The sequence below is a fragment of the Tumebacillus algifaecis genome, assembly GCF_002243515.1.
GTDB lineage: Bacteria > Bacillota > Bacilli > Tumebacillales > Tumebacillaceae > Tumebacillus_A > Tumebacillus_A algifaecis.
In genome coordinates, this window is sequence record NZ_CP022657.1 from 3,350,575 (window position 1) to 3,370,743 (window position 20,169).

Consider the following 20,169-nt stretch of genomic DNA (forward strand, 5'->3'; position numbering starts at 1 on the left):
ATGTATGTAAAAACGCCCTGTTCCGTCAAGGAACAGGGCGTTTTACGTTCACTTCTCAGTGAGAGCGAACAATCGCTCCGGCATCGTCAAATCTTTGAGCAGCAAATCGGGTTGTGCCGCTGCGAGATGCCTATTTTACTCGGGTCACAGAAAGGCCGTCCCCGATCGGCAACAACATCGAATCGACACGATCATCGGTCGCGATCGTCTCGTTAAATGCACGAATCGCCAGCGTGCTTTCATCGTTGTTCTCAGGGTCGAACACGCGACCGCCTTGCAAGACGTTATCGCCTACGATCAGCGCGCCTGGATTGGCCAGTTTCAGCGCCCAGTTGTAGTAGTTGATGTAATTCACTTTGTCCGCATCGATAAAGAAGACGTCAAATTTCGCCCCTTCTTCCCCCAACTTCTCCAAGCTGGTCAACGCTTCGCCAAGGCGGTAGTCAACTTGCTCACCAAAGCCCGCTTTTTTCATATTCTCATGTGCCAACTCAGCGTACTCCGCTTCCAGTTCGAGCGAAGTCAAAGTGCCACCCTCAGCCAAACCGCGCGCCAAGCAAATGCCGCTGTATCCGCCAAGTGCCCCGATCTCCAGCACCTTTTTGGCACCGTTCGTTTTGACAAGCTGTGTCAAATAACGACCGACTTCTGGCGATACCGAAATGGCCGGCATCTCACGGTCGACGATCGATTGGCGCACATCGAGCAAAAGTTGATCTTCGTTCCCAAACAAACCACGTACATACTCAATCGCTGACATATGTATCCCCACCTTCTAAAAAGTCTGATGCTCTTGACTACTTCCCTACGCGACAGCTGTTTCCTTTCCTTAGGTGACAGTCGAACGATCAGAACTGAAGCGAATAACAGCAAGTGCTCAACGCTTCAACAGTCCGAGCATTCCGTTCCCGCCTGCGCAACAGGAGGAACAGGATTTCTGCCCGCTCCTCATACTTATGCACATTTCTATCCTGTCACCCCAAGGAAATCTCAAGGGCAACAGATCGCGCCTTACATCGTTATAAGATTCCTCTTCCCTGCTTCATGCTCTTCAATTCCTGTAGCGAGTAAAAAGTCCCGCGCCAATATATCCCACCCTGACGCAGCGTCAAGTAGGTGGAGCGAACGATGATGTACACAAACAAGAGCACCGTCAGCGGAAGTGCGAATACTTCCTCCCCTTGATAGGGGCTGAGCGTCCGCGTGTAGCGCAGATACAGATTGGCCATCATCAACACCGAGGCCAGATAGAGCAGGCCTGTCCAGCCGAACAGCGTCCACCCGACAAAGGGCAGGAAAAAAGCAAGCAACTGCCCGCTCACCGCGAGGAGCACCAGCAGGAGCGAGTAGTTCAACCCGGCAAACGTGTTTTTCTCCAATCCGCGAATCGCTTCCCCAAGCGACGGGTACCACTCCACAGTCAACAGTTTCGTCCCCGTCACCAGCCGCTGCCTCAACCCGGCTTTTTTCACCATCATTCCCAGCTGCAAATCATCGTCCGGCCGCATTGCCAACTCCCGATGTGTTCCGATCTGCTCATACGCCTGGCGCGAGATCAAATTGAATGCCCCGATGCCAAAACCGATCTTGTTTTGCTCATCCACGTTCGGGAGCCACGGACGAATCACCAAACATAGCGAAAACAAAAAATAGTGCACGAACGCACGCAACCAAAAACTGCTCGCCTCCATCGTCGGCGTCATCGTCACATGGTCGGCCTGCTCGCGAATCGCAAATGCCATCGCGGCCTGTAGCGCATTGCTCTCAAAGCGCACATCCGCATCGGTAAACAACAAGTAGTCGCCGCGCGCCCGCAAGTACCCCTGATGCAGCGCGTGGTTCTTACCGAGCCACCCCTCGGGCAGTTCCGCAATTTGAATCGTCTCAAACCGAACTTTTGAGCCAGTTTCGGCTGCCCTCTTCTGCAGGGCCTCCACAATGTCTCCCGTCAGATCTTCCGAGCGGTCATTCACCACGATCAGCTCATAGTTCTGATAATCGAGCGCCAACAGGCCCTCTACGGTCCGCTCGATCGCCGCTTCCTCATCCTTCCCGGCCACGATCACCGAGACGAACGGTTGTTGTCCGTCGATGCGCTCCCCTGACAGCTCCGGGATTTTCTTGAGTCCCCGCGCATTCATCACCATCATCAATACCCAAAAGGCAAACACGCATACGGCAATCACCTGCCAGACAACCATGCTTCACACTTCCCCTTCAATCCTCATCCACGCAACCAACACGTTGGATTGGATCTCCTTTCTTTTCATGCAATCATCAAGATCGGGTCGCCAAGCAAATGGGAGCATTCCAACCCCACACGCTAGGTTGGGTGTTACTCCCAGTATAGCACGAAAGCCAAATGTACCGCCTGCTGGCGCTACATTTGGCTTTGTTTCCTACCCTATTCGACCTTTTCCTCGACAACCGTTTCGAGCGCCTGTTGCACCACCGTTTTGGTGTCGCCACGTTGGGTGAGCCCTTTGATCATCGCTTCAATATCGAGCCCCGACACGTCTTTTAGCATTTGCGGTGCGGTGGCCATCAGTTCGGTGACGTAATTGCTCACTCGTGCCGCCCCTTCACCTTTGCCCGTATCGACGACGGTCAGCTTATCAATCTTGCCGATCGGCTCGGAGATCTTACCAGCCAGCTCAGGCAGCATTTTCACAATGATGTCCAAGATCGCCGCCTGACCAAATTTTTCAAACGCCTCGGCCAGCTTTTCTTTCGCTTCCGCTTCGGCCAGACCGCGCAGACGAATGACTTCCGCATCGGCGGTACCTTTCGCCCGTTCCGCTTCTGCGATCGCCAGACCGTCTAAACGCTTCTGTTCAGCGTTCGCTTTTGCTTCTGCCTCGATCTTATATTGCATCGCGTCTGCTTCCCGCATGCGCTTCGCTTTGTCAGCTTCTGCCGACTGCTCCACCGCATAGCGATCCGCATCCGCCTTTTTCTTCACTTCCGCATCGTATTGACGCTCACGACGCACGATCTCTTTGGTTTCCAGGTCGATCTCACGCTCTTTGCGCACCAGTTCGACCTTCATCTGTTCTTCCACAACCTGCTGCTTCGCGCGGGCCTCTTGAATGTGATACGCTTGGTCCGCTTCTGCTTTCGCCGTATCCTGATCCTTTTTAAAGGACGCCACTTTCAGCTCTTTTTCCTTAGCAGCTTCAGCGATCTTCGTATCGCGTACCAGCTCGGCCTTCTGTCCATGCTCTTCTGCAAGCGCCTTTTGAATCCGCGCATCGCGAACCGCTTCTGCTTCGGCAATTTCTGCGTCACGCTTTACCGCCGCGATACGCGGCTTCCCGAGCGCTTCCAGATACCCATGCTTATCGCGCACGTCTTTGATCGTAAACGAGACGATCTGCAGACCCATCTTTTTCAAATCACGCGCAGCCACGCCTTGCACTTCTTGCGCAAACTTATCACGGTTGCGGTACACTTCTTCCACCGTCATCGTACCCAAAATCGCACGCAGATGACCTTCCAAAACTTCCTGCGCCTCCGATTTCAGCTCCTCGACCGGCTTGCCCATAAACTGCTCAGCCGCGGTCGCCACATCTTCTACCGAGCCGCCGATCTTGATGATCGCCACCCCGTCTGCCAGTACCGGAACGCCCTGCTCCGTGTAGACCTCAGGCGTTGATACGTCCAGTTTGAGCGACAACAGCGACAAAAACTCCGCTTGTTGGAAAATCGGCAAGATGAACGCCCCGCCGCCGCGCACAATCTTGATCTTGCGCCCCGACTCATCGGTGGTCACATTTTTCGCGCCCAAGAACGAACCGGTCACGATCATCGCTTCGTCCGGACCAACCGTCTTATAACGCGCCCAGAAAGCCAACGCCAGCAACAACAACACTCCGACGACAATCGCCGGAATCATAAGAAAACTCGGCATCTCCATTCCCCTTCCTGCTGTCTAGTTCGATAGATCATAGCGTGAAACATATAATACATCTTCTTTCACTTCCACAACGACTACCTTGTTTCCTGTCGAGATGTTCTCCCGATCAAAGCTCGCCGCGATCTGATTCGTATTCCCGGCCCCCACTTTGACGATCACTTCCCCAAATCCTTGCTCGGGGATTGCGACCGACACCTCGCCAATTTTACCTTCCAAGTCCCGCACCGAAAATCCGGTCGAATTCTCCGACTTCTTCATCGGCTTGACATAGAAAAAATAGAGCAAAAAGGACAACACGATCCCAACCATGGCAGCCATCATCACGATCGTACCTGTGTCAAGCGACGTATAGGTCGAAAGCAGCACTCCTGACCCGCCGAAAGCGGTAACCCAACCGACAATCACTGTCGGATCTAAAAAATCAGGTCCGTGGATATGAAACAGATCGCCGAAAATCACCACGCACACCGCGAATAGAACTCCGCCGATCAAACACCCGTAATAAAGCTCAAGCAACTCAGATTCCTCCTTAACCACTTCATCATTCGCGGCTTGAACACCCAAACAACTAACTATACGAACCAAGTTTAGAAAAGTTTCACAAAAAAGCATCCGGCCGCAATCAATCGGCAGGATGCTAGTAGATGAGTTTATTTTTTTCCTGTTTCAAAGGATGGTGTCAAAAACGCCTGGCCCAGTTCGATTTGCTCTTGTTTGGTCAATTTCCCACTTCGTGCTTTGCGGTCAAGCCATTCAAGACGCTTTTTCAACGAGCGTTCAGTCATCGAATCAGCACCTCCTGCACCTATTGTGTGCAACTTCGGCGAGACTAGGCGTGACGCTTTTTGGCTGGCCGACCATCGACTAAAGAGAAGCCACTCCATCCATACTTACGTCAGGGGGGTGTTCTCTTATGTCTATCGCACACATCATGATCAAAAAAGCATCGCCAGACGAATACCGCAGTGTCTCCACTTCGCTCAACGCCCTATTTGGCGTCGAGCGCGCCTTGGCCGACCCCGGCAACCACATCATCACCGTGGAGTTCGAAGACCATCTGGTCAACGTCAACCAACTGCGCAAAACGGTGCAGGCATCCGGCATTCAAGTGCTGTCCGACTGGAAAGAGCCCTTCTGATTTCCAAAACCCCGTGGCGATCGATCGCCACGGGGTTTTTGTTTCACTGCTAGAAGTTTTTCTTCCCAAAATACTCGGTCCAGCGCTCCGACACCTTTTGATCGATGTCCGGGCGGGTGACCACTTCATCGGGATAACCTGGCTTCATGCGCGCATCGATCACCAGCGGCAGTTTGTAGCCGATGTGATGGCGATGCAGTTCAGACTCGGCATAGATGTCATGAGCCGGATCGAAACGTGTAAACGTCGTCCATAGGAACGACGACTGCGACTTGGCCACCGATGCATCGTCCACCAAAAAGACCACCGGCCACTCGCGCAGCTTGTCGGCAGCCAAGTCCACCAGACGTGGTGCCAACTCCGGATCTTCCTCAAAAGACGCCCCCTCGACGACGAGACAGCCTTTGCAATATGCCTCAATCCTTCGAATCCCTGGCAGATCAGACCCTTGATACGTGTCAGGCAAGGAACGAATCGGATCGCCTCCCCCGAGCATGATCGCCTTCGAACCGTGGTTCAGGCGACGCCCCGTGTAGTCCAACGTATCCATCGACGTATTGCCCATCACATAGAGATCCTGCGCCGGATCAAATCGCTCCAGCACCTGTTCAAACAGCGCCGTAAAGTTCTCCAGTTGAACCGGCTTGTCGGTCAAGATCAAGAACTTGGTCAAGGTCAGCTGGCCTTCGCCCAAGATACGGAACGCATTGACCAGTGACTCGCGCTTGTAGCTTTCGCGCACGACCGCCGCAGCCAGCGCATGGAAACCTGTCTCCGCATAGGTCCACAGATCGCGCACACCAGGCATCGCCAGCGGAAAGGCAGGCGACAGCAGACGCTGTAAAAATTCACCTAAATAATAGTCTTCCTGAACCGGCTTGCCGACGACGGTCGCCGGATAGATCGCATCTTTGCGGTGATAGACGCGGTCAACATTGAGCACCGGGAACTCATGCTCCAGAGAATAGTACCCGTAATGGTCACCAAACGGACCTTCCACGCGACGCTCATGCGGCGGCACATGGCCGACAATCGCAAATTCCGCTTCGGCGATCAGTGGATATTTTCCGCCGTGCGGATCTTTTGCAACGGGTAGTTTTTCTCCCATGATCAGCGAGGTCAGCAACAGCTCTGGCAACATTTCCGGCACGGGTGCGATCGCAGAGGCGATCAAAGCGGGCGGTCCGCCGAGGAATACGGTGACAGGGAAATTTTGGTTCAACTTCTCCGCCTCATGATAGTGGAAGCCGCCGCCTTTATGAATCTGCCAATGCATCCCAGTGGTTTGATCATCATAGATCTGCACGCGGTACATCCCCAAGTTGTGATCGTTCTTCGACGGATGCTCGGTGTACACGAGCGGCAACGTCACAAAGGGACCTCCATCCTCATGCCAAGACGTCAGCACCGGCAGTTCCGATAGCTTAGCAGGTGAATCGACCCGATCTAAGATCGGGGCTTGTCCGGCACTGACCGTCTTCGTGCCGGTCTTCGCCACGTCGAGCAGAAGATTGCGCTCCCCCCAGATCTTGCCGAGCGTCGGCGGTACCAATTTATGAGTCAAACTGACGATATCTTTCATCAACTGCTCCGGTCGCGGGCCAAACGCCAAATCGACGCGGCGCGACGTCCCGAACATGTTGGAGAATACCGGGTAGCTACTGCCTTTTACATTGGTGAACAGCAGGGCCGGTCCCCCGTCTTGAATGACGCGGCGATGAATCTCCGCCAGTTCCAGATAGGGATCGACCTCGGCCGTAATTTCAACGATGTCACGCTCTTGGCGCAATGTATGGATAAAACTTCGTAAGTTTCGATGCAAAACAAATCTCTCCTTCCATCCCCTATTGTACCATAACGCCCAAATTTCCAAGAACTATTCCTTTCAACCCACATCAAATAGATTACGAAGGGATATTTATTGAAATTCATTATAAAATATCATTTTATTTGTCATTTTTTCAATTATTCGTTCGATTCGCGAAGGAGTTTTCTGTTTTTTGTTGAACTACGTTCTACTAGAGGTAAATTTTCCACATAAAAAAAGGGGGATTACAATGAAGAAAAAGGCAATCGGCATCGGCCTTTCGTCCGTGTTGGTCACAGGTTCATTGTTTGCTACCGTCCCGGTACAAGCTGCTGCCGTACCGGTACAGGTTGATGCAAACGTTGCGACTGAGCATCAAAACACGCCGGCAGACCTGAACATCATCAACACCGACCGCTACATCGATTATTTGGTGAAGCGCGGCATCATCAACAAAAATCTCAGCCAAGATGCAAAAGAAGCGGCGATGAAAGATTACATCAACGGCAAAGGCAAGAAGCCGAACGTATCGATCGCCCAAAGCAATTCCTACAAAGATCGTGCTCAAGCGGTCAACAAGGCTGCAAAAGGCAACAAAAAAGGAAAGAAAGTCGAACCGGCCAAAGCCCAACCGTGGACAGGCGAAGTTCGCGAAGACAAGCTGCTCGTTCTGCTTGTTGAGTTCGCTGACTACGAACACAACAACATCACCTCAGGTGAAACCGATATGTACTACTCGGATTACACCACCGAACATTATCAAAAAATGATGTTCTCCCCGAACGGCTATACCGGTCCGAACGGTGAAAATTTTGTTTCGATGGCTCAATACTATCAGCAACAATCCGGCGGCTCCTATACGGTTGACGGCGATGTGATCGGCTGGCTGAAACTGCCGCACACTGCAAGCTACTATGGTGGCAACGTTGGCGGCACCGGTGGCAACGACAAAAATCCGCGACAATTGGTCCGCGACGCGCTGGCAGCAGCTGCTGCAGCTGGCATCAATCTGTCAGATTATGACCAAGAGGACATCTATGACCTCAACGGCGACGGCAACTACCGTGAGCCGGACGGCATCGTTGACCATCTCGCGATCATCCATGCCGGCGTAGGTGAAGAAGCTGGCGGGGGTAGCCTCGGAGGCGATGCGATCTGGTCTCACCGTTGGGATCTGTCCTCTCCGTACGCAGTGCCGGGCAGCTCGACTACCGTTCCGTACTGGGGCGGTCAAATGACCGGCTTCGACTACATCATCATGCCGGAAGACGGCGCAACTGGCGTCTTTGCGCATGAGTACGGTCATGACCTCGGTCTACCGGATGAATATGACACGCAATACTCTGGCAATGGTGAACCGATTGAATACTGGTCGCTCATGTCGGCAGGTTCTTGGGCAGGTAAGATCGGCGGCACCGAGCCGACCGGCTTCTCCCCGTTTGCGAAGGAATACTTCCAAGAGTCGATCGGTGGCAACTGGCTGCATGGCCAAACCATCTCGCTCTCCGACATCCCGAAAAAGGGCCTGACCTTCACGCTTGACCAAGCGACTACGAAAGGCAAAAACGAAGATGTTGTCCGCATCGACCTGCCGGAAAACGAAGTGGTCGTCAACAAACCTGCTTCCGGCACCTACTCGTACTGGGGCGGCAAAAGCGATCAACACGACAACGTGATGACGCGCTCCGTCGATCTGACCGGCGCTACGTCCGCAACGCTCGACTTCGACACTTGGTACAACATCGAAGAAACGTGGGACTACGCGTTTGCTCAAGTTTCCACCGACAACGGTGCTACCTGGACCTCGCTGTCCACCCCGCATACTTCGTCGGAGCTGGCGAATGGCGCATACCCGACGATCGAAGAGAACCTGCCGGGCTACACCGGAAACTCCGGCGGCTGGATCCATGAAACGATCGACCTGTCTGCTTATGCAGGCCAAGAGATTCTGTTGCAATTCCGCTCCATCACCGACTGGGGTGCTAGCCTCGAAGGATTCTTTGTCGATAACGTAACCGTGTCCAAAGACGGGGCAGTCCTGTTTACTGACGGCGCAGAAGGAACTCCGACCTTCACCTTGGACGGCTTTAGCAAGAATACGGGCATTTCCTTCACCAACCACTACTATCTGGTAGAATGGCGTACTCATGATGGCGTGGACAAAGGTCTGTCCCACATCAAGCGCGGCAACTCGATCATGTCTTACGATCCGGGCATGCTGATCTGGTACGTGAACGAAGCGTATGACAACAACTGGGTTGGCCTCCACCCGGGTTATGGCTTCCTTGGCGTGGTTGACGCCCACCAAAACGTTGTTCGCTGGAACGACGGTGAAGTGGCAGCGAGCCGTTTCCAACTGAAGGATGCCACCTTCTCGCGTGAAAAAGGAACCGACCTCAACATCTCCTACGCAAGCGGCGACTCCATCCGCAGCAAAGCACAATCTGCTGAGAAGAGCTTCGATGACAAAAAATCGTTCTGGACGGCTACGAGCCCGGATTCCGGTCTCAAGCTGAAAAAATACGGTCTGAAGATCGAAGTGGTTGCAGAAGCGAAAGACCGCTCCGCAGCAACCATCAAAATCTCCAAGTAATATCCAAAAGCGCACCCTCTAAAAAAGGGTGCGCTTTTCCTGTGTACAGCTATCGATCTTAAGAAGAATACTTTACCGCATACTTGCGCAGATCGCCTTTGACCGGAGAGTTCGGGTTCGCGCCTTGGTGAGCACGGTTGAACGCTTCGCTCTGTGTCCAAGCGTTGAAAGCGTCCTCCGATTCCCATTTGGTGTAGACGATCAATTCGTCGCCTTCGCTCGGGATCAGAAATTGATATTCGAGGCAGCCCGGCACGTCTTTCATGCGTGCTCCTGCACCAGCAAAGCGTTCTTCAAGGTGCGAGCGGTAATCGGCTGGAACGCTCAAACGGTTCATTGCGATAAACATGTACAACACCCTTTCCTGCGATATGTAGTCTCACCCCTTCATCGTATCACAAGCAGGTACCTCTTGCAGGGCAGGAATTTGCATTGTATCTAGACAATATTTTGAACAAAGGGAGATGATCACATGAAAATCGCCATCCTCGTGTTTGACCGCTTCACCGACCTTGATGTCTTTTTACCTTGGGATTTGCTCAGCCGCGTGTCGCGTTTCCATTTGCTCCCGAATTGGGAGGTCAAACTGGTTGGGACCGCCTCACACCACACTTCCGAAAACGGCCTGACCATCCCGATGTCTGCCAGTCTCTCCTTCCTCAAAACGGCAGACGCCGTCCTGTTCGCCAGCGGTCCCGGCGTGCAGACCTTGCTGACCGACCCAAGTGTACTGACCCAACTGCACAGTCTGCTCGATCCAAAGCGCCAACTGATCGGCTCGATCTGCTCTGGTTCGCTGTTGCTCGCCAAACTCGGTCTCTTGGACGGACTGACCGCGACCACCTATCCGACACGGATGAAGCAACTGGCCGCGATGGGGGTCGAAGTGCTCGATGCACCGCTTGTGATCCACGACCGCATCGCCACCGCCGCCGGGTGCTTGGCCGCCATCGACCTCACCCGCTGGTTGATCCAAACGCTTGCCTCACAGGAAATCGCAACCAAAGTGCTGGCGTCAGTCCGCCCCAACGGGATCTAAACTGATGTCCTGCACATCTGATTCTGCTCTTGCATAGGGTATGTCATGTTGGGCGATCGTCCGCAAGACTTTACGAACGGGAGGGGACCGAACAAGATGTGTGGGATTACCGGATGGATCGACTGGAAAGTCGATCTCACAGAACAGAGTTCGATTCTCAAACAAATGGCAGATTTGCAACATCGCCGCGGCCCAGACGCAGAAGGCATCTGGCTGTCTCCCCACGCTGGGTTAGCCCATCGCCGCTTGGCTGTCGTCGATCCTGAAGGCGGCGTCCAACCGATGACGCGCACATTTGGCGATGCCAGCTATACGATGATCTACAACGGTGAGCTGTACAACACCGAAGACATCCGCAAAGAACTTCTCGCCCGCGGCCACCGTTTCCAAGGCCATTCGGACACCGAGGTGCTACTCCTCTCCTTCATCGAGTGGGGCCCAGCTTGTGTGGAAAAGCTCAACGGGATCTTTGCCTTTGCGATCTGGAGCGACAACGAGCAAAGCTTATTTATCGCCCGCGACCGCCTTGGCGTCAAACCTTTGTTCTTTGCGGAGCGTAGCGGCGGCCTACTCTTCGCTTCCGAGCTGAAGTCCCTGCTCACCCATCCTCTGATCGAACCAGAAGTAGACAGCGAAGGAATCGCTGAAATTTTTGCCATCGGCCCGGCACGCACGCCCGGTCATGGTGTGTTCAAAAATGTGCACGAACTAAAGCCTGGCCACTACCTGCGCTTCGACCGCACGGGAATGGCGATCGCACCTTATTGGAAGTTGGAAAGCAAGCCGCATCTGGACGACTTTAAGACCACGGTGGAAACGGTGCACGAACTGCTTCAAGACGCCGTGTGGCGCCAACTGGTATCTGATGTACCGTTGGTCACGCTACTGTCCGGCGGACTCGATTCCAGCATGATCACGGCGTTTGCCGCCAAGAAATACAAAGAAGATGGCAAAAAGCTGCACACATTTTCCATCGACTATGTGGATAACGACAAGCATTTCCAAGCGAGTGATTTTCAGCCCAACCCAGACGGTCCGTGGATCAAACGCGTCTCAGAATATATCGAATCGGAGCACCACTCCATCGTCATCGACACGCCGCAACTGGTCACCGCTTTACAAGAAGCGGTCCTCTTCCGCGATCTGCCGGGAATGGCCGACATCGACGCCTCGCTCTATCTGTTCTCCAAAGAAATCAAGAAAGATGCGACCGTCGCCCTATCCGGCGAATGCGCCGACGAGATTTTTGGCGGATATCCGTGGTTCTACCGCCAAGAGATGGTCAACGCCGCTACCTTCCCTTGGTCGCGCAACGTCGAAGGCCGTGCTTCGTGGTTAAACGAAGAGTACGCTTCCCAGATCAACATTCAGAGCTACATCGATCAGCGCTACCAACAGGCTTTGGCCGAAGTGCCGAAGCTGAGCGAGGATTCGCCAAGCGAAGCGCGGGCGCGCGAGATGTCCTATCTCAACCTGTTCCGCTGGATGCCTACCCTGCTCGACCGCAAAGACCGCATGACGATGGGCGCTTCCCTCGAAGTGCGCGTCCCGTTTTGTGACCACCGCATCGTCGAGTACATGTGGAATGTGCCTTGGGCGATGAAATTTCATGCTGAGCGCGAAAAGGGACTGCTCCGCTGTGCGCTGGAAGGCGTGCTACCTGAAGATGTGCTCTACCGCAAAAAAAGTCCCTATCCGAAAACGCACAATCCAGCCTATCTCAACGCGGTGCGCAGTTGGTTGTTGGAAATTCTCGAAGACAAGGCGAGCCCGCTGTTGCAAGTGGTCAACAAAGATGTCTTGCTCGAAGTGGCCGCCCGCGCGGACGATCCCAACTTTGTCCGCCCCTTCTTCGGTCAACTCATGGCAGGCCCGCAACTGTTTGCCTACCTCGCCCAAATTGACATCTGGATGCGCCACTACAAGGTTCGTCTGGTTTAGATAGCAAAAGCCCTTGGCCGATCGGCCAAGGGCTTCGATTTATTGTAACGTTAGGCGCGCGGTGCGAACAGCAAGATCGCCACGTCAGCGAGACCTGCCAACACGAACAGAACCAGGCAAATCGCACCGTACGACCTCTTTTCACTAGTGACGATCGCTGGAGGTCACCCGTGCCAGACCCGCCTGCAAATAACGCTCCACATCTTCCACCGCATGATGTACCATCAACCCTTTTCGCACACGCTCCAAATAGTTGGATACAGGTAAAGTCAACGTCTCTTCTTCGATCGGCAGCAGCACATAGGCCTCAATCAATTCGCCGCCCGCCTGCACCTGCATTTTGTGCAGCGCATACTCAGCATCCACTTCTGCAAACAAGGCGAGTTGGCTCTCCTCAATCTCATAGATCACACCGAGCGCCTCATCCCCTTGACTCTGGACCAGCGTCGTCGCACCTCCGTCATAGTCTGGGTTATACGTAAACGTACAGGCATGGTCGGGCAAAACCGCTTTCTGATACGATTTGTACCCGCCCATCTCCTGTTGCATGCGCTCCGGATCGGTACTGACACCATAGGCAAAAAAGTAGGCCATCCCCTGTTTCCTCCAATCTTTTCCTGTGCTGGTTCCATCCTATCACAATTCAAGATACAATAGACAAAAGCCCAGAAGCAAGGGAGGAATGGCAGTGAGAATCGGACGGCTCCTGTTGCTGACAATCGCAGCGATTCTGCTCAGTGGCTGCATCGAAAAAGCCACACCGGACATGGTGCAACCGCTGATCGAACAGAACCTTCCCCAAGGGGTTGGTCTACAGTACGTCAAACTGACTGACAAAAATCTCGAACTCTCCCTCAGCCCAGGCGCACAACAATTGACAGCAGAAAACGAAGGGCGTTTTGTCAAATCTGTCCACGATGCTCTGCTCCGCACCTTTGGCAATGACCAGATCATCAGTGTCACTTATCGCGTTGAGAACAAAACGGCACGCACCATCAACGGTCTGTCTTGCAAACAGGAAACGGGGTGTTGGAACCGCTTCCTCAACCAACCTCTTGGCGAACCACAGATGATCGACCGCAACGGTAAACTGACAACGTTCGATGAGCTGATCGATCGCTCCGACACGATCGTCATCACCAACTACGAAGGCGAAACATATCGCGTCGCTGAAGTGCTCAAAGGGAACGCTTCCCTCGTCAAGAAAATCATTGCGATCCCTGATGACAGCTTCCGTGATTTTGCTGGTCCTGGCCGTTACCTGCTCTTCCTCAACGAGATTGCGCTCGATGCCAAGCCCCAACAAACAAGCTATGCCATCACCGGGGTCTGGTCGGGCAAATTCAAATTGGAAGGCCGTCCCAAAGGATATGGCGATGATCCAGTTCGCAAGCTCGCTGAAGAAATGACCGATCAGCAATTGATCAATACCATCAAAAAAAAGACCTGAACTGACTGAACATATCCCTGTCAAGTAGACAGCGGGTAAAAAGCCACCCTATGAATTAGGCACAGACCTGAGTTCGGTATTCTACTGGGCTCAGGTCATTTAATTTCCGTTGTATTCTTTGCTGGTTGTAAAATCGAATGTAGCTAGCCACAGCGTTCATCACCTCTGCCTTGGTGCGAAACTTGTTGAGATACATGAGTTCCGACTTCAGATGACCAAAGAAGTTCTCTACGCAGGCATTATCCAAGCAGTTTCCTTTTCTGGACATACTCTGCGCTATGTTGTATGTTTGAAGCAACTTGTTATATTGGTGAGATGTGTACTGGAACCCCTGATCACTGTGAAGAAGGGTGTCGGTCACATCTCTTTTTTTATTGGCGAGCTTGACGGTATCAAGAACCAGTTTAAGATCGTTCCGCTCTCCGATGCGGTAGGCGACAATTTCGTTGTTAAACATGTCGTAGATGACCGACAGAAATAGCCTCTGTCCATTGAAAAGCAGGTAGGTGATATCTGTCGCCCATTTTTCATTTGGCCGCGAGGCCTTAAAGTTTCGGTTCAATGAGTTTGGTGCTGTATAATTCTCTGATTTCTTGCCAAACCAGCGTTTCTTCTTCCTTGCAACGCACTGGATACCTAGTTCTTTCATAAGCCGGTACACACGTTTGTGATTGATCTTGAGATTGTGTTTTCGACGTAGCCAAGCACGAACACGATAGTAACCGTAGGTTCCTCGGACTGCTTTATGACATTGCAAAATAAGTTTTTTGAGCTGCCGCTCCTCCTTTTGTTTGGATGTAATCATTTGTCGACGTTGAACCCATTTGTAATACCCACTCCGTGATACTCCTGCGGTTTCACACAACAGTGACGTTGAATAGCTACCAGTAAGATCTTGGATGACTTGGTAGCACTGACGAATCTTCGCTTTACCTCTCACCTCCTTTGCAAAAGCAACAGCTTTTTTAAAAAGTCGTTCTCCGCTCTCAACTTTTGCACTTCTTGTTCGAGCGTAAGCTTTTTCGTTCTCGGACGACCAGTGAACGGTGTTCTCGTCTTTCCTCTGCGCTCCTCTAAGCCCTCCGCCCCAAGCGTTTTGTAGTTTTTGACCCACTTCCTTACCATGCTGTGGTCGGGGATCTGCAGCTCACTTGCGACCGATTTATAACCCATTCCTTTTTCCAAATACATCTTTACCGCAATGAACTTGAATTCTCGTGAATACGTTTTTCGTTTCCGCGCTGTCTTTTCCAAAAGAAAATCCCCCTTGTGTAGTAACAGTAAGGGGGCTTGCTTCCTACTGTCTACACAAAAGGGATTATCTCAGACCACGTTCAGGTCTTTATCTATTTCCGTTCAAGTTCTCGCTCGAGCCCAAGGCTTACAGCGCAATGTATCGCGCCACCATCAAGAAGTGCAGTGTCGCGCCTGCCGAGACCCACAGATGGAAGATCTCATGAAAACCAAATTTGCCTGGCATCCAGTCGAACCACTTGGTCGCATAAATCACCGCCCCGACCGTGTACGCCACGCCGCCTGCAAACATCAGCCACATCGCCCCCGACGGAAGCGTCTCGATCAATTTGACAAACGGCACCACCGCGATCCAACCCAACCCGACATAGAGTAGCGTTGAGAGATAGCGCGGTGCATGGATCAACCACAATTTCACGACCATCCCAGCGATCGCCAGCGCCCAGACGACTGCGAGCATCGTGATCCGCCACGCCCCGTCCAGACCATACGCCAACACCGGTGTATACGTGCCTGCGATCAGCAAGTAGATGGCCATGTGGTCAAACTTCTTCAGCGCCAAGATCTTCTCCGGCGTCGAACGAACTGCATGATAGACTGCACTCGCCAAAAACAGCACGATCAAGCTCAACCCGTAGATGACCATCACCGACACTTTTGCCGCGCTTTCCCGCGACCACACGATCAACAGTACCATCCCGACAATGGCCGCCAAACACGTCACCAAATGCGTCCACGTATTGACTGGCTCTCGAAACCGCAAAAACCACATACCGGCACTCGCTCCTCTATCGACTTTATTTTGTACCTATTTTACTACAAAAACTGACCGACTAGTATAAGAATAAATAAAAAAAAGAACCCGCGCCGGGTTCTTTCATTTCTTATATATGACTCCGAAAAGTAAGCCTGTAAGCCGAGTTCTGTACTCCTGGTGCTGCAAACGGGAGTCACCCTCGCACTGTGGAGTGGCAATCATCTATCTAGGCGTACTGTTGCCAGCACGCTCAAGCAACCAACCCGAGTCCGCGCCGGGCCGACGCATGTGGACTCCTATCCGGTCTTGCTTCGGGTGGGGTTTACCTAGCCAGCATGTCTCCATGCTGCTGGTGCGCTCTTACCGCACCGTTGCATCCTTACCCGCACCCCCATTGGGGGCCGCTGGCGGTTTCTTTCTGTGGCACTATCCTTAGGATCGCTCCCACCGGCCGTTAGCCGGCACCCTCGCCCTATGAAGCTCGGACTTTCCTCCCGTGCGGTCTTTCGACACTGCACCGGCGACTGCCCAGCTTACTTTTCGGTTTTATAAGCAGTTTGAAAAATCGAAACGAGTAGAGATACCCTCCCGACAGAGATCTATTTTACAACACAACCCGATTCTTTTCAAGTACCAGATCATGGGTACAACGTGAATTTTCGTCCGCGCGGCATGCTGCTCTTTTTGATCCGTTTCGACTGGCAAAATCGGCATTCATACAGCACCTGTTTCTGCTCTTTGTCCTCCGACAATTCTGTATACATCACCTTTTGCATGATCCGTCCGCAATCGGGGCATTTTGTGATCGTCAGCAACAAATGTAGGAGATAATAGGCGTATGAAAATGCCAGGATAACAGCAATGAGTGCAATTGCGCTCATGATCAGATGAGCCATGCTCGTTCACCCCCATACTCCACTGTATGGGTTTGTCTCAGAAAAAAGACGTTTTGATCCTACAAAAAAGTGAACGGTTCGGTGTTCGTTTCGGACACCAATACTTCCGCATCGTACCCGTATTCACGCAGTTTTGCTTCTAAAAAGGCGGCGACGCTCGGCAGGCAGACCTTTTCCGTATTATGTCCTGGATCGACCATGCACAACCCATCGGCCAACGCATCCTGGGCATAATGATAGCGAATGTCCCCGGTCACAAATACATCGGCGCCTTTCTTGATCGCCTCCGGGTAAAACTCCTCACCGGAGCCGCCAAGCACCGCGACTCGGCGCACCGGGCGGTCATGCGGACCGACAACTCGCGCGTGCTCAACTCCAAACTGCTGTTTGACAAACTGGGCAAACTGGCCGAGCGTCATCTCTTGCACCAGATCGCCGACACGTCCAATCCCCAGTTCCTGCCCCATGATCTCCAGCGGGTAGATGTCATAGGCGACCTCTTCATAGGGGTGAGCTTGCAACAAAGCCTGTACCACTTTGTCCTGATTGAGGTCGCTTACGATCGTCTCGATGCGCACTTCCTCCACCTTTTCCAACACGCCCTGCTCGCCGATAAACGGAGACGTGCCTTCCTGCGGGACAAAAGTGCCGTGCCCAGGCGTTGAAAATGTGCAGTGGCTGTAATTGCCGATCCAGCCTGCCCCAGCATCCCCCAGCGCTTTGCGAACCTGCTCATGGTGAGACTCCGGCACGAAGACGACCAGTTTTTTCAAACGCGTGTTATGTACGCGGCTCAACACCTCGACTCGTTCCAAGTGCAGACGGCTCGCCAAAATGTCATTGATGCCGCCTTCTGCGATGTCGAGGTTCGTATGCGCCACATAGACGCTGATATTGTGAGTGAGCAGCTTTTGCAGTTTGCGACCATACGGGGTATCGGTTCGCAAGGTCTGCACCGCTTTGAATATCATCGCATGGTGTGCGATGATCAGATCGACACCTTTCGCGATCGCTTCATCGATCACGCCTTCATCGTTGCTGTCGAGCGACAGCATCACTTTTTTCACCGCGCGCTTCGGGTCGCCAACCTGTAGCCCGACCTTGTCCCACGACTCCGCCAACGTCAGCGGTGCCATCTCTTCGAGAACTGCCGTGATCTCGCGAACGGTAGCCGTCTTATGTGCTGACATACGTTCGTACCTCCTCCAGTTGCTCACGCCGCTTTTGCAGCGCATCGCGTCTCTCTTGCCCGCTTTCGCCTTTGGCCTTCTCCACCCCTTTTAACGCCAACGCGACCTTGCCCAGCTCATACTCGACCCGTTCCAAGATCAACGGATGTTTGCGCTGTAAAAGCAGGGGGCCAAACTCTAATTGCAACGGGTTATCGAGCACCATTTCACCACGCTCCGCAACGACAAATTCGTACAGCTTGTCGTCCTCGACCAGCATGTCTTCATCTACGATTTTCCATCCGTGTTGCAAAAGCCAGCGCCGCAACGAGTCGCCATCGCCCTGTGGAGACAGGATCAATCGAGAAACACCTGCCAACTTCTCGACCCCGGCAGCTAAAATGTCGCGGATCGTCCCTCCGCCCATGCCAGACACGGTGATCACGTCCACTTCGCCAGGCTTCAGCACCGCTAGCCCGTCTCCACGGCGCACCGAAATGCGATCGGCCAAGCCGTTCGACCGCACGTTGCGTTCCGCGCCAAGATAGGGTCCTTCATTCAATTCACCAGCCACAGCTTGCACCGCCTGTCCGCGCTGCACGAGATAGATCGGCAAATAGGCATGATCGCTCCCGATGTCTGCCGTCCGTACTCCACTGGGCACAAATGTTGCAATCCGTGCCAAACGTTCCGATATGTTGATCAAATGACATCACCTGTTATATTGAAATGTAATGGAATAAACCTAAAAAGTCGTCCCACCTATTATATCCATCCCTTTCCTGCTGGTGCAACCACAGACGCAGTTCGATCATGAAAAGGCCCCGGATCGGGAGCACCGACCACCTGCACATCTGGTACCAACGGATGCGCGAAAAAAACAACGCATGCACGCGAAAAAAATACCCCCGCCCAAAATGGGCGAGGGTATTTTGCAAGGTTGTTGGTCTTGCTGCGTTCAAGCTATCCGTTCAAATGGATATTTGATTGCTGTGTAACAGTATAGCGGATTTAGCTAAAATTAGCAACCGATGTGACGAGCGATGACGATGCGTTGGATCTCAGAAGTACCTTCCCCGATTTCCATCAGCTTCGCGTCGCGGAACATGCGCTCCACCGGATATTCTTTCATGTAGCCGTAGCCACCATGAATTTGAACCGCTTGGTCACAAGCTTTCATACAGATCTCAGAAGCGAACAGTTTAGCCATCGCCGCTTCTTTGCCGAACGGACGCCCTTGGTCTTTCAGCCAAGCGGCTTTATGCACCGCGTTGCGCGCCAGTTCAATGTGCATCGCCATATCGGCCAGCTTGAATTGGATCGCTTGAAACTTGGAGATCGATTGACCAAACTGTTTGCGCTCTTTTGCGTACTGCAACGCTGCTTCATAGGCAGCTTGTGCAATCCCGACCGACAACGCACCGATCGAGATGCGGCCGCCGTCAAGCGTTTTCATAAATTGAATGAAGCCATCGTTGACAGTGCCCAGCACGTTTTCTTTTGGAACGCGCACGTTATCGAGGATGATCTCTGCCGTGTTCGATCCTTTCAGACCGAGTTTTTCATATGGCGTGGAGGTCGAGAATCCCGGAGTATCGGTCGGCACGATGATCGCGGTGATGCCTTTCGAACCGCGGGAACGGTCGGTCAATGCCGTGACGACGCAGACTTTCGCGAAGGAAACGTTTGTGATAAAGCATTTGGAACCGTTTACCACCCATTCATCGCCTTCGAGGACTGCGGTGGTTTGCGTGCCCGATGCGTCCGAGCCTGCGTTCGGTTCGGTCAATCCGAATGCACCGAGGATTTTCCCTTCTGCGAGCGGAACGAGCCATTTTTGTTTTTGCTCTTCTGTCCCAAATGCGGCAAACGGGTTGCAACCGAGCGATACTGCTGCCGCGTAAGACAGACCGTGCGAACCGCAAGCACGACCGACTTCCTCGACGGCCAGCGCGTAGGCGATGGTGTCAGCCCCTGCACCGCCGTATTCCTCGGAGATCGGCAGTCCCAAGAAGCCGAGCTCGCCCATTTTCATAAAAGTGTCATACGGGAATTCTCCCGTCTTGTCTACATGTTCCGCTTTCGGCTTGATTTCTGCTTCTGCAAAATCACGCACGGTGTTGCGAATCATAATCTGATCTTGCGTTAAGTCAAAGTTCAAGATGATACCCTCCTCTATAGAAACGCAAAAATGAGTGCACATTCATTC

19 protein-coding genes, 1 other RNA gene and 1 pseudogene are annotated in these 20,169 nt (G+C 53.0%); 5 read left to right on the forward strand and 16 right to left on the reverse strand.

What is annotated here, in order from left to right; genetic code table 11:
- Nucleotides 1-130: 130 nt before the first annotated feature.
- From CIG75_RS14545 to CIG75_RS21475, 5 genes are all read right to left on the reverse strand, one after another.
- On the reverse strand, nt 131-760 hold the full coding sequence (locus CIG75_RS14545) for an O-methyltransferase (RefSeq protein ID WP_094237289.1): 630 nt from the start codon (nt 758-760) through the stop codon (nt 131-133).
- A 259-nt stretch (nt 761-1,019) separates the two neighbouring features.
- Complete coding sequence (locus tag CIG75_RS14550) at nt 1,020-2,201, reverse strand: glycosyltransferase family 2 protein (protein ID WP_094237290.1); 1,182 nt, start codon at nt 2,199-2,201, stop codon at nt 1,020-1,022.
- Nucleotides 2,202-2,404: 203 nt separating this feature from the next.
- A complete protein-coding gene (locus tag CIG75_RS14555) occupies nt 2,405-3,910 on the reverse strand; it encodes a flotillin lipid rafts scaffold protein FloT (RefSeq protein ID WP_094238448.1) in 1,506 nt (501 codons plus the stop codon).
- A 21-nt stretch (nt 3,911-3,931) separates the two neighbouring features.
- Nucleotides 3,932-4,432 (reverse strand): NfeD family membrane protein, encoded by a 501-nt coding sequence (locus CIG75_RS14560; RefSeq protein WP_094237291.1) that lies wholly within the window; start codon nt 4,430-4,432, stop codon nt 3,932-3,934.
- Between the two features lie 134 nt (nt 4,433-4,566).
- Complete coding sequence (locus CIG75_RS21475; protein WP_265415039.1) at nt 4,567-4,701, reverse strand: hypothetical protein; 135 nt, start codon at nt 4,699-4,701, stop codon at nt 4,567-4,569.
- A 128-nt stretch (nt 4,702-4,829) separates the two neighbouring features.
- Here CIG75_RS21475 and CIG75_RS14565 point away from each other — a divergent pair, with 128 nt between their 5' ends.
- Entirely contained in the window at nt 4,830-5,054 is a 225-nt protein-coding gene (locus CIG75_RS14565; RefSeq protein ID WP_094237292.1) for a hypothetical protein, read from the forward strand.
- 49 nt (nt 5,055-5,103) lie between these two features.
- Here the strand turns inward: CIG75_RS14565 and CIG75_RS14570 are convergent, their stop codons facing one another.
- The gene (locus CIG75_RS14570) at nt 5,104-6,876 is read right to left on the reverse strand and encodes a UbiD family decarboxylase (protein ID WP_094237293.1); all 1,773 of its coding nucleotides are present in this window, start codon (nt 6,874-6,876) and stop codon (nt 5,104-5,106) included.
- A gap of 235 nt (nt 6,877-7,111) precedes the next feature.
- On the opposite strand from CIG75_RS14570, the gene CIG75_RS14575 reads away from it, so the two are divergent.
- Nucleotides 7,112-9,454 (forward strand): immune inhibitor A domain-containing protein, encoded by a 2,343-nt coding sequence (locus CIG75_RS14575; RefSeq protein ID WP_094237294.1) that lies wholly within the window; start codon nt 7,112-7,114, stop codon nt 9,452-9,454.
- 58 nt (nt 9,455-9,512) lie between these two features.
- On the opposite strand, the gene CIG75_RS14580 is transcribed toward CIG75_RS14575, so the two are convergent.
- On the reverse strand, nt 9,513-9,803 hold the full coding sequence (locus CIG75_RS14580; RefSeq protein WP_094237295.1) for an antibiotic biosynthesis monooxygenase family protein: 291 nt from the start codon (nt 9,801-9,803) through the stop codon (nt 9,513-9,515).
- A 123-nt stretch (nt 9,804-9,926) separates the two neighbouring features.
- On the opposite strand from CIG75_RS14580, the gene CIG75_RS14585 reads away from it, so the two are divergent.
- Complete coding sequence (locus CIG75_RS14585; protein ID WP_094237296.1) at nt 9,927-10,493, forward strand: DJ-1/PfpI family protein; 567 nt, start codon at nt 9,927-9,929, stop codon at nt 10,491-10,493.
- A gap of 96 nt (nt 10,494-10,589) precedes the next feature.
- Nucleotides 10,590-12,434, forward strand: a complete 1,845-nt coding sequence (gene asnB / locus CIG75_RS14590) for an asparagine synthase (glutamine-hydrolyzing) (protein WP_094237297.1) — start codon at nt 10,590-10,592, stop codon at nt 12,432-12,434.
- A gap of 144 nt (nt 12,435-12,578) precedes the next feature.
- On the opposite strand, the gene CIG75_RS14595 is transcribed toward asnB, so the two are convergent.
- Nucleotides 12,579-13,028: a gamma-glutamylcyclotransferase family protein gene (locus CIG75_RS14595; RefSeq protein ID WP_094237298.1), complete on the reverse strand. Its 450-nt coding sequence runs from the start codon at nt 13,026-13,028 to the stop codon at nt 12,579-12,581.
- 94 nt (nt 13,029-13,122) lie between these two features.
- Here CIG75_RS14595 and CIG75_RS14600 point away from each other — a divergent pair, with 94 nt between their 5' ends.
- The gene (locus CIG75_RS14600; protein ID WP_094237299.1) at nt 13,123-13,884 is read left to right on the forward strand and encodes a hypothetical protein; all 762 of its coding nucleotides are present in this window, start codon (nt 13,123-13,125) and stop codon (nt 13,882-13,884) included.
- Nucleotides 13,885-13,939: 55 nt separating this feature from the next.
- Here CIG75_RS14600 and CIG75_RS14605 read toward each other — a convergent pair.
- The 8 genes and pseudogenes from CIG75_RS14605 to CIG75_RS14640 form a co-directional block, all read right to left on the reverse strand.
- Nucleotides 13,940-14,866, reverse strand: a pseudogene (locus tag CIG75_RS14605) (IS3 family transposase); the annotation flags it as partial.
- The gene (locus CIG75_RS21290; RefSeq protein ID WP_265415075.1) at nt 14,821-15,075 is read right to left on the reverse strand and encodes a helix-turn-helix domain-containing protein; all 255 of its coding nucleotides are present in this window, start codon (nt 15,073-15,075) and stop codon (nt 14,821-14,823) included. The gene CIG75_RS21290 and the pseudogene CIG75_RS14605, both read right to left, overlap by 46 nt.
- Before the next feature lie 190 nt (nt 15,076-15,265).
- The gene (gene trhA, locus CIG75_RS14615; RefSeq protein ID WP_094237300.1) at nt 15,266-15,910 is read right to left on the reverse strand and encodes a PAQR family membrane homeostasis protein TrhA; all 645 of its coding nucleotides are present in this window, start codon (nt 15,908-15,910) and stop codon (nt 15,266-15,268) included.
- Nucleotides 15,911-16,034: 124 nt separating this feature from the next.
- Nucleotides 16,035-16,435, reverse strand: an RNA gene (gene rnpB, locus CIG75_RS14620) — RNase P RNA component class A.
- 98 nt (nt 16,436-16,533) lie between these two features.
- The gene (locus CIG75_RS14625; protein ID WP_094237301.1) at nt 16,534-16,791 is read right to left on the reverse strand and encodes a hypothetical protein; all 258 of its coding nucleotides are present in this window, start codon (nt 16,789-16,791) and stop codon (nt 16,534-16,536) included.
- Nucleotides 16,792-16,850: 59 nt separating this feature from the next.
- A complete protein-coding gene (locus CIG75_RS14630; RefSeq protein ID WP_094237302.1) occupies nt 16,851-17,981 on the reverse strand; it encodes a Nif3-like dinuclear metal center hexameric protein in 1,131 nt (376 codons plus the stop codon).
- The gene (locus tag CIG75_RS14635; RefSeq protein ID WP_094237303.1) at nt 17,968-18,666 is read right to left on the reverse strand and encodes a tRNA (adenine(22)-N(1))-methyltransferase; all 699 of its coding nucleotides are present in this window, start codon (nt 18,664-18,666) and stop codon (nt 17,968-17,970) included. Before CIG75_RS14635 ends, CIG75_RS14630 begins: the two co-directional genes overlap by 14 nt.
- A 315-nt stretch (nt 18,667-18,981) precedes the next feature.
- Nucleotides 18,982-20,121: an acyl-CoA dehydrogenase gene (locus CIG75_RS14640; protein WP_094237304.1), complete on the reverse strand. Its 1,140-nt coding sequence runs from the start codon at nt 20,119-20,121 to the stop codon at nt 18,982-18,984.
- Between the last annotated feature and the right edge of the window lie 48 nt (nt 20,122-20,169).